We start from the raw sequence: 12655 nt of genomic DNA, 5'->3' as shown, positions 1-12655 counted from the left end.
ATGGCTGTTGTGAATGATGGTTCCCCGTATTGGGAAAGCCCCTGTTTTCTTTCCGGACGCAGGAGGCCAGGGTATTCATGCAGCGTTTGCCGTTGGACGCATCCCTTCCGGATGCGGCGGTAAACCGCAACCCATGTTGAAACATCATGTCTGACGAGAAAAATAATGATTCATCCTTCCATTTTCCGGAACCGGATGAAAAGCAGTTCCTGGAAAAAATGGAACGGCTGGAAGGCAAGCTGGATGATCTGGAGCAGCAAGTGCTCCAGGCTCTGGCTGAAGTGGAAATCCCGAATACCTGGCTGGAGGAGTGGGAAAAGTTTGCGGACTCCGCGCCTGAACCCGACGAAGGGAAAATCCGGGAGTGGGTGGAAACCCAGCTGGGCAAGCTGAAGGGGTTTGAAGCCCTGGACCAACTGGAACAGAACCAGATCGCGTCCCTGTATCAGGATGTTCTCCTGTTCTCCCGGGAGATTTTGTCAAGAAAAGAGCAACTGGGCGGCACACTCACGGATGAAGAACGTGATGTGCTGAATTATGTTCAAAATTCAATTCGATAAATACCATGACTCCATTACTTCATCTCAGACACCTGCTTGATTTTATTGCGACCAGGTATTTTTCCCACCGGGATGGGAGACGCAGGCTGGATGCCTTTCTCGTTCAGGAAGGCCATGCGGCGCTTCCTCATTATAATTACATCATGGAAAGACTTTCGGGGTTGCCTCTGACCCGGCATTCCGCTCTGGTTCAGATATTGGCCGGCATTGTCACGGCCAGGTTAAGTTGCCGCCTTCATTACCGCGATAATACGCATTATCCTGCCCGCATTCCCACTTGGGTCACTTTTTCCCGGTATGCCTACCTTAATCCGGGTGCTGGAGGGTACCTGATGGGAATGGCGCCGCATCCTGACGCAGCCCTGCTGCCGGGCGTTCCATTGGCCTCCCTGAATCATGCTTTCTCTCCTTTTGGCGGTGCAACCGGCTACGATCCCGCCAGCGGGCATGTCCATGTGCGCCATGGGTTTAATGCCTACATCAAGCAGGAGGCCGACGGGAACGGTGGCTGTAACGTGTATGTGGCGTTTCGCGGGACGGATACGGGACATTGGGGTGTCTTTGCCCCCAATTTATTGACGGATATTTTCCAGTTGTATTCCTGTGATATTTGCTACATCAGGGCGGCGGGACTGATCCGCCATTTGTTGAATAATGTGCCGGGAATAGTGTCCTTGCAGACCACCGGGCATTCCCTGGGCGGCGGCATGGCCCAATTCGGTGTGGCGGCCAATGTACCGTCTCCTCTCCCGGTTGGCGGCGTTGCGGTCAATGCTGCAGGTTTATCCGGTAATTCCTTGCGGGTGCTGGGGGCAGCCCATTTGACGGCCGCTGCCGGCGTGCTGGACCATATAACCACTTACTGTGATCGGGTCAGTACGTATGGCGGAGGATTGGTGGGCGGCCGGTACCGCATCCCCAGGCAGAATGCGCCTCTTTCCAACGGCCACGGCATTGCTGATGTAGCCGCCTGTTATATGGCAGCTACAGGGGGAGGAGGAAACATTCCGGCAGATCCCCGTTAGCAGAGCGCTGGGTGCCGGACCGGAAGGCCCTTTGATGCGATCCCCTCCCGTTCTCATTATTCCCATGAAAAGCGCAAGCCGTCCCATTGCTGGCAATGGGACGGCTTGAACGTGAAGAGGCAATTCTCTTAATGAGGCAGGCGGAAGTTGCGGTTGAAGGCGGAGACTTCTTCCTTGAGCTGGGCAAAGCCGTCCGGATTCGGGCAGACCTGGTCGCCCACGTACAGGGCCAGGGCGCGGGCGATGAATTCCGCCACTTGTTCCACATCCTTTTCCTTCATGCCGCGAGTGGTTACGGCGGGCGTGCCGATGCGGATGCCGGAGGGCTTCATGGGGGAGCCCGTGTCAAACGGAATGGCATTCTTGTTCACGGTGATGCCCACACGGTCCAGGGCTTCCTGGGCGTCCGCGCCGTTGATGCCCTTGTTGCGCAGGTCCACCATGAATACGTGGTTGTCCGTGCCGTTGGAGACGACGCGGAAGCCGAGTTCCGTCATCTTGTCCGCCATGGCCTTGGCGTTTTTCACCACCTGGGCGGCGTAGTCCTTGAATTCAGGCTTGAGCGCTTCACCGAAGCAGGCCGCCTTGGCGGCGACCACATGCATGAGCGGGCCGCCCTGCATGCCGGGGAACACGGCCGCATCCAGCTTCTTGGCGTATTCCTCCTTGCAGATCACGAAGCCGCCGCGCGGGCCGCGCAGGGATTTGTGCGTGGTGGAGGAGACGAAGTCCGCATAGGGGACCGGGTTCGGGTGCTGGCCCCCGGCCACCAGGCCGGCGATGTGGGCCATGTCCACAAAGAGGTACGCGCCGCAGGCCTTGGCGATCTGGCCCATGCGTTCAAAGTCGATCGTGCGGGAGTAGGCGCTGGCGCCTGCCGTGATCATCTGGGGCTTCACTTCCATGGCCAGTTTTTCCAGGGCATCGTAGTCAATGGCTTCCGTTTCCTGGGAGACGCCGTAGTGAACCACGTTGTACAGCTTGCCGGAGAAGTTGGCACGGTGGCCGTGGGTGAGGTGGCCGCCGTGGGAAAGGTCCATCGTCAGGATGGTGTCGCCGGGCTTGAGCACGGAGAAGTAAACGGCCATGTTGGCCTGGGAGCCGGAGTGGGGCTGCACGTTGGCATGGTCCCCGCCGAAGATTTTCAGCACGCGGTCAATGGCGAGCTGTTCCACCTTGTCCACCACCTCGCAGCCGCCGTACCAGCGCTTGCCGGGGTAGCCTTCCGCATATTTGTTGGTCAGCAGGGAGCCCTGGGCTTCCCGGACGGAGGGGGAGGCGAAGTTTTCAGAGGCGATCAGCTCAATGTTGTTGCTTTCACGGCGCCCTTCCTCCTGGATGAACGCGGCCAGTTCCGGGTCCGTCCACTGCAGGGGGCTGCCGGAGGATTTGACGACGCGGCGTTCATGGCGTCCGCCTTCAAAGTCTGCGTGCAGCCATGCGTCCAGAACGTCTTCCACGCTTTCATTGTCCACATAGGCGGAGGCCAGGCACAGCAGGTTGGAGTCATTGTGCTGGCGGGAGAGGGCCGCGGCGGGAGCCGTGCGGCAGAGGGCGGCGCGCACGCCCACCCAGCGGTTGGCGGCGATGCTCATGCCGATTCCGGACCGGCAGATGAGGATGCCGCGGTCGTTGGTACCGTCAGCAATGCTGCTTGCGACTGCATTGGCGTAGTCGGAATAGTCGCAGGAATTCTTGGTCATGGTACCCATGTCGGTCACTTCATGGCCCCATGCCTTGAGGAGTTCTACTACGGTTTCCTTGAGGTCGACTCCGGCGTGGTCTGCGCCGATGGCAATTTTATATGTCGTATTCATGGTGGTGCTCATTGCTGACGGGCAGGGATTCTGCCTTATTTCACCCCGGCTGGCAAGCCCCGGATTCACTCCGGACCGTTTCAGGATGTACCGGGCCCGGTATTTCCCCGGAAAAAGAGGCGCCCCGGTTTCTGGAGAAAACCGGGGCGCCTGGAGAGGGATGTGGAATGGCCGTTATTTTCCGGCGGATTCCAGCTTCAGCATGTCCTGGACGATGTTGATGCCTTCCCGGAGTTCGGGGTCCAGACCGGAGGGATATTCCGGGGAATCATCCAGTTCCGCCGTGGGGTCTTCCGCCAGGTGCATGAACTGTTCATTGTCCTTTTCAGGGTCCGCCAGGGGAAGTTCCTTGGCGTTGACGTCATCCAGCGTCAGGCGGTAAATCTTGTACCTGGTGGCGTCTTCCTTGGCCATTTCCGCAAAGCGGGACTTGCGTTCCTTGTTGATGGATTTGCGGCGCGCTTCCAGGGTGGCGTTTTCCTGCTCCCTGGCTTTCTTGTTCAGGGAGAGCTTGTTCTCCTTGATGCGCTGCTTCATCATGGAGATGTCTTCCTTGGCAAGCTGGAGGTCGCGGTCTTTTTCCACGCGCTTTGCGCTGGCTTCCTTCAGCGTGGGGAGCATGGCCGCGATGGAGGAGTCCTTTTTGTAGTTGGTGCAGGGCGTGATCTGGTCATAGGGCATGGCGTAGTCCAGGATGTCTTCCCCCAGTTCAAACGCCGCCGTAGCGGTGGGGAGCTGGATGTCGCTCTCCACGCCCTTGAGCTGGGTGGAGCCGCCCGCCACGCGGTAGAATTTCTGCGTGGTGACTTTCAGGAGGCCGGCGCGGTCCCTGGCGGCAAAGAAGGGCAGGTACTGGCCGATGTCCACCGGCTGCTGCACGGACCCTTTTCCGAAGGTGGATTCATCCCCCACGATGACGGCGCGGCCGTAGTCCTGGAGGGCCGCCGCCAGAATTTCAGAGGCGGAGGCACTGAGCTTGTTGATGAGCACCACGATGGGGCCGTTAAAGAGCTTCTGGCGGTTGTGGGCGGATTTGATGTCCACGTTGCCGCGGGTGTCCTTGATCTGCACCACGGGACCGTTTCCGGTAAAGAAGCCCGTCATCAGGCGCACTTCTTCCAGGGAGCCGCCGCCGTTGCTGCGCAGGTCAATGACCAAGCCGTCCACGTTTTCCTTGTTCATCCGTTCCAGGATTTTCTTGACGTCCTTGGCGCAGCGGCGGTCGCCGCCTTCCATGTCCGCATAAAAGGAGGGGAGGCTCAGCACGCCGATGCGGTTCTGCCCTTCCGGAGCTCCGGAGAGTTCAATGATTTCTCCCTTGGCCAGTTCATCCTTCAACGGCACCTTGGACCGGGTCATCGTGATGATCTTGGCCTGTCCGGGGGCGTCCGCAGGTTCCACCTTCATGCGCATCTGCGTATTTTCAGCCCCGCGGATCATGTCCACCACCTTGTCCAGCTTCAGGAACAGGATGTCCACCATTTCCCCGGAGTTGTTGGAGTCAATGGCCACGATGCGGTCATTCAGCTTGATTTCCCCGGATTTGTCCGCAGGACCGCCCACGACGATGCCGGTGATTTTGGTGGAGCCGTCGTCCTCGCTGCCCAGCAGGGCGCCGATGCCGGTGAGCTCCGTGCCCATGGAAATCTTGAAGCGGTCCACCTGGCGGGCGCCCATGTAGTCCGTATGGGGGTCATAGGTCATGGCCACCGCGCTGAGCAGGGTTTCCGCCACGTCTTCCAGATCCGTTTCCTGAATGTTGCGCTGGATGCGCTCATAACGCATGAGCAGTTTTTCCTCCGCGGGCTTTTCATTGGCCAGGGGGTCCGGCTTGTTCTGTTCCTTGGCCAGGCGCGCCACGGTTTCACGGCGCAGGATTTCAGACAGGAGCTGTTCCTCCACCATGTCTTTCCAGACCTGCTGCATTTCCGCCTCATCCTTGGGCCAGGCGGCGGTCTTGCGGCGGGAGCGTTCAATGCTCCTGTCCTTGTCAAAGGTAAAGCCGCCCTTTTTCAGCAGGTCCCGCGCATAGGCGATGCGCTGCATGGCGCGCTGGCGGTACAGGGCGTGCATGGCCTGTGCCGCGTCCATCATCTGGCCGGACATCAGGTAGTCGTCCAGCTCCTTGCCGTATTTTTTCTTGAGGGCGTCCACGTCCTGCTGGGTGAAGAAAATCTTGTTGGGATCCACCTTGCGGAGGTAGGTTTCCAGGAATTTGCCGGACAGTTCATCACTGAATTCCTTGCGGGAGAAGTGGAAGTTCTGGAGCAGGAGGGACATTTGCTTGCCCACCTGGTTGAAATCCGTGGCCGCAGAGGCGCAGGAGGTGATGGCTGCCGCGGCCAGGGCCGAGAATGCTGTGAGTCGAATCCAACGGAATGAGTGCATGTTCATAACGGAAAATGGTGCAGTTTTCCCCCTCAGGGAGAAAAGCTAGTGCTGGGATGTAATTTTTACTGATTTGGAGGTGTTTGTCTATCTTATAAAACGTCTACATGACGCTATTTGATGCGCCGGGTTTCCGAATGGGGAAAAGAGAAGCCGGACGGGGGAAGAGGCTTCGTCCGTCCGGAAATAATGCCGCGCGCCGCGCCGGAAACCGTCTGGGGGAGCACGGAAAGGAAGAGAGGGAAAAGGGGTAAATTCATTGGAGAACCTGTACACCATAAAGTTTGAATTTCTGTGAGGAAGTCCGGCATTTGTCATATTAAGGCTGCCGGGAGGCGGGGCCGCGTGTTTACGCATGCCGCGGAGCTTTTTAACAGCGGTTTCCTGATCCCTTCCGCCATGGCGGTTCAGGGGTGGAAGGGGTGGAAGGAGCTTTTCCCGTGCTTGCGGCGCGGCTGACAGGAAGGGGAGCGGGCGTTTCCTGCCGCGGAGGCGGCGGAAAGAAGTATTTCAGTGTTGAGGTCACGGAGGTTTTCTGTACACTTCGCGTGAGATGAGAGCACCAGATCAGGACAAGAACCCTTCCGGAAGCAACATGGGCGTTCTGCTGAAGCGTTCGTTCAGCACCGTGATTCTGCTGGGTTTGCTGGCGGGCGCCCTGTGGTGGGACAATGAACTTGGATATTACGGGCTCGTTTGCATTTTCTGCATTTTGTCCGCCTGGGAGTGGCGGCATATGCTGCTGCGCTCCAGAAAGGCGTCCCAGCCGAATTTGAGCTTTTTCTTTGGCGCGGCGTATCCGGTGCTCCTGTCCCTGGCGTGCTGGATGACCAAGTTCCGGGCCACCGCCACCATGCAGGAGGGACCTTTCCTTATTCCTTTCCCCCTGATGCTGGCCCTTGGCGCTCCTGTTCTCCTGGTGGTGATTTCCTTCATCCGTGAGATGAAGAATCCGGTAGTGGGCAGCCGTGCGCTCCGTTCCGTGGCAACCACGCTGCTTTCTTTCATTTATCCCGGCTGGCTGTTCGCCTTTACCATCCTGGCCCTGCATCTGGCTTATATGAGGGTAGGGTATGTTTATCCGGCCATCGTCATGTGCGTGCTGTGGGTCATCCTGGTGACGAAGCTGGCAGACATTTTTGCCTATGTCAGCGGGTTTCTGCTGGGGGGGCGCTTGTTCTCCCGCAGGCTCATCCCCCATATCAGCCCCAAGAAGACGTGGGAGGGCATCCTGGGCTCCTGGGTGCTGACGAATGCGGCGGCCATCGGGCTGGTTTTTCCGATGTTCAGGGTCTCCGCCCTGTCCACGGCCCAGGTGCTGGTGCTGGCGGGCTGCACCTCCTTCATTTTCCTGCTGTCCGTTTACGGGGACCTGGCAGGCTCCCTGGTCAAGCGCAGCCTGGCTATCAAGGATTCCGGCTCCCTGCTTCCGGGGATAGGCGGTATGTTTGACCTGATTGACAGTCCCTCCTTTACCATTCCGTTCTTCTGGCTCCTGCTGGCCTTCATCGGCTGAACCGTCCCGGCGGAATGGATTCCCCTGTAAAAGCCGGTATGGTTCCTCCCTCCCTTCCCATTGAGGAAATCCGCGGTGAATTGCTGGATGCGCTTCAGGCCGCCTCGCCGCGCATTCTGCTGAAAGCGCCCACGGGCTCCGGCAAGTCCACCGGCGTTCCCCCCATGATGGATGACGCGGGGCTTGGGGAACGCGGCCTCATAGTGGTGGTTCAGCCGCGGCGCATGGCCGCGCGCCTGCTGGCGCGCCATGTGGCCCGTATGCGCGGGGTGGAGCTGGGGAGGGAAGTAGGGTACGTGGTGCGCTTTGAACGGCACATTTCCTCCCGCACCCGCATTGCCTACGTGACGGACGGCATGCTGGAGCGCTGGCTGACGGAGCGGCCCGGCCTGGAAGGGGTGAGCGCCGTGGTGTTTGATGAATTTCATGAACGGAGCCTTTCCGGGGATTTATCCCTGGGGCGCGTGCTGGATTTGCAGGAAGGGCCGCGCCGGGACCTGGCCGTGGTGGTGATGTCCGCCACGCTGGAAATATCCGGCCTGCGGGAGTATATGGGGGATTCCTGCCGCATGCTGGAGGCGCACGGCAGGCAGTACCCCGTGGAAACCGTGTACCGCGCTCCCCGCCTGGTCAGCGACGGAAGGGGCAGGGTGGCTCCCCCTCCCGTCTGGGAGCAGGCGGCGGACGCCGTGCGGGAGGCGGTGAAGGCCGGGGACTGCGGGGACGTGCTGGTGTTCATGCCGGGCGTGTATGAAATCCGGAAGACGGCGGAGCTGCTGGCGGGCAGGCCGTGGATGGGCGGCCGGGATGTTTTTCCCCTTTACGGAGCGTTGACCCCGGAACAGCAGAACCGTGCCGTGGAGCAGGGGGAGAATCCCCGCGTCATCGTCTCCACCAATGTGGCGGAAACTTCCCTGACGATTGAGGGGGTGCGCACCGTGATTGACTCCGGGCTGGTGCGCCGGTCCGGCTGGGACCCGTACCGGGGCATGGATACGCTGCACCTGACGAAGATTTCCAAGGCGTCCGCCGCCCAGCGCATGGGCCGTGCCGGGCGTGTGGCCCCGGGCCGCTGCTTCCGGTTGTGGAGTGAGGCGGAGCAGGCGCGGAAGGCGGATTTTGACCCGCCCGAATGTTTCCGGGTGGATTTGGCGGGAGCCGTGCTGAATCTGGCCGCATGGGGCATTACCGCGCCGGAGGGCTTCCGCTGGCTGGATACGCCGGATAAGCTGGTGATGCGGCGTGCCGTGAACCTGCTTGCCGCCCTGGGCTCCACGGAGGAGGACGGCAGCCTGACGGACGTGGGAAGGAGGATGACGGCTTTTCCCCTGCCGCCGCGGCTGGCGCGCCTGATTGTGGCCGGGCAGGATGAACAGTGCGTGGTGGAGCTGGCCGCCATTGCGGCCCTGATGCAGGGAGAGGGAGTAGCGATGAAGGGCGGCTTGAATGACAATCTGCGGGATTCCGGGGATTATACGGATTTTCAGGCTGAGTGGCGCGCGGTGGAAAAGGCCGTGGCCGCCGGGTTTGATGCGGGGGCCTGCACCCGCTGGGGAATTTCCGCCCGCGGAGCGCGGGAGGTGTGGATGGCGTACAGGCAGCTTCTGTCCATCGGCAGCCGGGGAAAGTTCCGTGACGTGCCGGAACCGGATTTCACGGCGGCGCGTCCCGCCGTCGTCCGCGCGATGATGGAGAGTTTTGCGGACCATGTGGGCGTCCGGAACGGCGTGGCCGCCAACACGTGCCGCATCACCGGAGGCGTGGGGGGCAGGCTGGCGGAGGGCAGCGTGGTTTTCCACGGGGAGCATTTTGTGGCCGCGGAAGTGGCGGAATTGTCCGGAAAGGCGGTGGAAACCCGCGTGGGCCGCTGCACGCTCATTGACCCGGAGGAGCTGCGCGCCGTCTGGCCGGAACGTTTTTCCGGCGGGGAGGAGGCCGTCTTTGATGCCGTGCTGCGCCGCGTGCGCCTGCGCCGGAGGCTGATGTATGAGGACCTGGTGCTGGAAGACCGGGACCGCGGAGACGCGCCCCCGGAACTGGCCGCACCCATCCTGGCGCAGAAGGTGGTGGATGGCACCCTGAAGCTGGTGAAGTGGGATGATTCCGTGGAGCAGTGGATCCGCCGCCTGAACGGTTTGAGCGTGTGGATGCCGGAGCTGGAACTGCCCCGTTTTTCAGAGGAGGACAAGCTGGTGGCCATCTCCCTGGCTTGCGAGGGGGCCGTGGGCTACAAGGATATCAAGGAGAGGGAGATCCTTCCGGTACTGCGGGACTGGCTTTCCGGCTGGCAGGCGAAGGCGCTGGAAGATTATGCCCCGGTAAGCATGACGCTGTCCAACGGCCAGCACGCCAAGGTCAGGTACGGGGAGGATTCCACGCCGGTGATCGGCCTGACGGTGCAGCGCCTGTTCGGCGTGGCGGAATCCCCGCGCATCGCGAACGGAGCCATGACCGTGAAGGTGGAGGTGCTGGCTCCCAACCAGAGGCCGTGGCAGGTGACGGGGTCCCTGGAAAGCTTCTGGCGGAACGGCTACGGGCAGATGAAAAAAGACCTGGCGGGGCGTTATCCCCGGCACCGCTGGCCTGAGCCCGGAGAGCTGGATTTCCTCCCCCGTTCCCGTTGAGGGAAAGAAAGGATTTTTCTGTAACAAAACAGTGGCAAAATCGTCCGTTTCCGTGTAAAGAGGCGGTGGTGCAGCTCGCGGACGCCCTCCGCCCACCGATCACAAGAGACAGTTATGGACTCAATTTACTGGATTATCATCGTAGCCCTGCTGCTTCTGGCGGCATTTGACTTGATCAACGGCGTAGCAAATGACGCCGTCAACTTCCTTAACTCCGCCATTGGTTCCAAGGCTGCCCCGGTGCGGGTGATCCTGACCGTGGCCTCCATCGGCGTGCTGGTGGGCGCCTGCTTTTCCGGCGGCATGATGGAAGTGGCCCGGAACGGCATCTTCCACCCGGACATGTTCAGTTATCACGAAGTGATGCTGCTCTTCCTGGGGGTGATGATCAGTGAGGTGATTCTCCTGGATACCTTTAATACCTTCGGCCTCCCCACGTCCACCACCGTTTCCCTGGTGTTCGGCATTCTGGGGTCCGCCGTAGCCACCGCCATCTTCAAGATTTCCCAGTTCCACATGACGCAGTCCGTGTGGGACTTCATCAATACGGACAAGGCGTTTGAAATCGTCACCGGCATTCTTCTTTCCGTAGCCATCGCCTTTACGGTGGGCACCATTGTCATGTGGATTTCCCGTCTGGCGTTCACATTTAAATACCAGTCCCGGTTCAGGTGGTTCGGCTGCTTCTGGTGCGGCATCGCTATGACGGCTGTGGCTTACTTTGCCGTATTCAAGGGCTTGAAGGAGTCTACCCTGATGGAGCCCGAATTCATTCAGTATGTGGACCAGAACCTGGGCATGTCCCTGCTGGCGGCCTTTGGAGGTTTTTCCGTGCTCATGTTCCTGCTTCAGCACCTGTTCATGACGAACATCCTGCGCCTGACCGTGCTGGCGGGCACCTTCTCCCTGGCCCTGGCGTTTGCGGGGAACGACCTGGTGAACTTCATCGGCGTGTTCATGGGCGGCCTGGATTCCTTCCAGTACGCCAGCGGCGTGGTGGCGGCGGGGGGCTCCACCTCTTCCATCACCGCCATGGAGTGCCTGATGCCCGGGCAGGGAGCCCCGGTGAACCATTATATTCTTTTTGCCGCGGGCTGCATGATGATCTTCGCGCTGTGGTTCTCCAAGAAGGCCAAGACGGTAATCGCCACCGGAGTGGAGCTTTCCCGGCAGGGTGAAGGCGGCATAGAACGCTTCGGCTCCGTTCCCCCGGCACGCGCCATCGTGCGCAGCGCCATTGCGCTGGGGCGCGGGGTGAAGAAGCTCATACCCGCCCGCATGCTGGTGCGCATGAACCACCAGTGGGATGCGGCCCCCCAGCCTCTGAACCCCAAGGACCGCGTGGCGTTTGACCTGATCCGCGCCACGGTGAACCTGACGGTGGCCTCCCTGCTGATCGCGTGGGCCACCGGGAAGCAGCTTCCCCTTTCCACCACGTACGTGACGTTCATGGTAGCCATGGGTTCCTCCCTGGCGGACAAGGCGTGGGGCCGGGAAAGCGCGGTTTACCGCGTGACCGGCGTACTGACGGTAATTTCCGGCTGGTTCATGACCGGCCTGGCCGCCTTTACGCTGGCCGCTGTCATGGCCACCGTCCTGCACTACGGGCAGGTGTACGCCATCTTCGGGCTTCTGGCCCTGGTAGTCGTCATCCTGGTGAAATCCACCATCATGCACCGCAAGCGGGAGAACAAGCTTTCCGTGGAGCGTTTTGACCAGATTACGGAAGAAAATATTCTGGACGTGTGCAGCCACCAGGTGGTGGACAGCACGCTGAAGTTGCGGGAGATTTACAATGACACCATGGAAAACTTCTTCCAGAGTGACCGGAAGGCCCTGAAGGAACTGGCGGACGCCGCGGAACGGCTGGCCCTCTCCAGCAGCGAGCACCACAAGTACGACATTCTTCCCATCCTGTACAAGATGCAGTCCCGTTCCCTGGACATGGGCTACCACTTCGTGCAGGCCCTGGAGCATTTGAACGAAGCCACGCAGAGCCTGGCGCAGTTTTCCGAGTCCATTTTCACTTATGTGGACAACAACCATACGCCGTTCACCATTGACCAGGTGGATGACCTGAAAGAGGTGCATACGGCCCTGATGAAGCTGCTGGACGAGTACTGCAAGATGCTCCAGACGGGAACGTATATCCAGTTTGATTATACGATGGTGGCGCAGGAACAGCTTCTTCAGCTGGTGGCAAGAGCCACCAAGCGGCAGATCAAGCGCGCCCAGCGCAACCAGACGCGCACCCGTTCCTCCCTGCTTTACCTGAACATGCTTAATGAAATGAGGTTCATGGCCGTGCAGGTGCGCGCCCTGACGAACGACGAACGGAACTTTGTGGCCGCGTAAGGCGGCGGGAATCCGGAATTTTGCGGGAAAAGGAAAGAAAAACCTTGAGCGTGCTCCGGATGCAGGTATGTTTAAAGGACAGGGTTGTCCGGCAAGGGAGGAACGAAAGCCTTCCTGGCCATTAGGAATAACCCTGATTTCATAGGTAGTTAGTTGGAGCGGCTGCGGAAGGAATTCCGCAGCCGCTTTTTCATGCAGGGGAGCAGAGGTGTTTCCAGCCTTGTGTCATACAAAAACGGAATGTTTGAACGTATTTCCGGCCCGGCTGTCTCACCCATAACGGTTATGATCCGGGTGCAGTGAAAGAGAGAGCACTTCATCCACTAAAGGATTCAACCGTCTTCATAGGTAGTTAGTTGAACAGCAGCCC

At 60.1% G+C, this 12655-nt stretch carries 7 protein-coding genes; 5 read left to right on the top strand and 2 right to left on the bottom strand.

Annotated elements, in window-relative coordinates; genetic code table 11:
• Positions 1–146: 146 nt before the first annotated feature.
• Positions 147–560, top strand: coding sequence for a hypothetical protein (locus HHJ06_RS08785; RefSeq protein ID WP_215428962.1), 414 nt, complete (start codon positions 147–149; stop codon positions 558–560).
• 5 nt (positions 561–565) lie between these two features.
• On the top strand, positions 566–1585 hold the full coding sequence (locus HHJ06_RS08780; RefSeq protein WP_215428961.1) for a lipase family protein: 1020 nt from the start codon (positions 566–568) through the stop codon (positions 1583–1585).
• Positions 1586–1713: 128 nt separating this feature from the next.
• On the opposite strand, the gene rpiB is transcribed toward HHJ06_RS08780, so the two are convergent.
• Together rpiB and HHJ06_RS08770 are read right to left on the bottom strand one after the other, a co-directional pair.
• Positions 1714–3402: a ribose 5-phosphate isomerase B gene (gene rpiB, locus HHJ06_RS08775; RefSeq protein WP_286010600.1), complete on the bottom strand. Its 1689-nt coding sequence runs from the start codon at positions 3400–3402 to the stop codon at positions 1714–1716.
• Between the two features lie 174 nt (positions 3403–3576).
• Complete coding sequence (locus tag HHJ06_RS08770; RefSeq protein ID WP_251841477.1) at positions 3577–5790, bottom strand: carboxy terminal-processing peptidase; 2214 nt, start codon at positions 5788–5790, stop codon at positions 3577–3579.
• Between the two features lie 553 nt (positions 5791–6343).
• Here HHJ06_RS08770 and HHJ06_RS08765 point away from each other — a divergent pair.
• The 3 genes from HHJ06_RS08765 to HHJ06_RS08755 all read left to right on the top strand — a co-directional run bounded on the left by HHJ06_RS08765 (position 6344) and on the right by HHJ06_RS08755 (position 12285).
• Entirely contained in the window at positions 6344–7306 is a 963-nt protein-coding gene (locus tag HHJ06_RS08765; protein ID WP_215428958.1) for a phosphatidate cytidylyltransferase, read from the top strand.
• Positions 7307–7344: 38 nt separating this feature from the next.
• Positions 7345–9930 carry an ATP-dependent helicase HrpB gene (gene hrpB, locus HHJ06_RS08760; RefSeq protein WP_215428957.1) on the top strand — a complete coding sequence of 862 codons (2586 nt, stop codon included), beginning with the start codon at positions 7345–7347 and terminating at the stop codon, positions 9928–9930.
• Between the two features lie 114 nt (positions 9931–10044).
• Positions 10045–12285 carry an inorganic phosphate transporter gene (locus HHJ06_RS08755; RefSeq protein WP_215428956.1) on the top strand — a complete coding sequence of 747 codons (2241 nt, stop codon included), beginning with the start codon at positions 10045–10047 and terminating at the stop codon, positions 12283–12285.
• The last annotated feature ends 370 nt before the right edge of the window (positions 12286–12655 follow it).

Source organism: Akkermansia muciniphila (genome assembly GCF_018709685.1).
In the GTDB taxonomy this organism is placed as follows: domain Bacteria; phylum Verrucomicrobiota; class Verrucomicrobiia; order Verrucomicrobiales; family Akkermansiaceae; genus Akkermansia; species Akkermansia muciniphila_E.
The sequence above is the reverse complement of the archived record's forward strand: the minus strand, read 5'-3'. Positions and strand labels throughout refer to the sequence as shown.

What these genes read in the sequence shown, in the direction of transcription:
- HHJ06_RS08785 (WP_215428962.1), top strand. Translation starts at nt 147, where the DNA reads ATGTCTGACGAGAAAAATAATGATTCATCCTTCCATTTTCCGGAACCG.
- HHJ06_RS08780 (WP_215428961.1), top strand. Translation starts at nt 566, where the DNA reads ATGACTCCATTACTTCATCTCAGACACCTGCTTGATTTTATTGCGACC.
- rpiB (WP_286010600.1), bottom strand. Translation starts at nt 3,402, where the DNA reads ATGAATACGACATATAAAATTGCCATCGGCGCAGACCACGCCGGAGTC.
- HHJ06_RS08770 (WP_251841477.1), bottom strand. Translation starts at nt 5,790, where the DNA reads ATGCACTCATTCCGTTGGATTCGACTCACAGCATTCTCGGCCCTGGCC.
- HHJ06_RS08765 (WP_215428958.1), top strand. Translation starts at nt 6,344, where the DNA reads ATGAGAGCACCAGATCAGGACAAGAACCCTTCCGGAAGCAACATGGGC.
- hrpB (WP_215428957.1), top strand. Translation starts at nt 7,345, where the DNA reads ATGGTTCCTCCCTCCCTTCCCATTGAGGAAATCCGCGGTGAATTGCTG.
- HHJ06_RS08755 (WP_215428956.1), top strand. Translation starts at nt 10,045, where the DNA reads ATGGACTCAATTTACTGGATTATCATCGTAGCCCTGCTGCTTCTGGCG.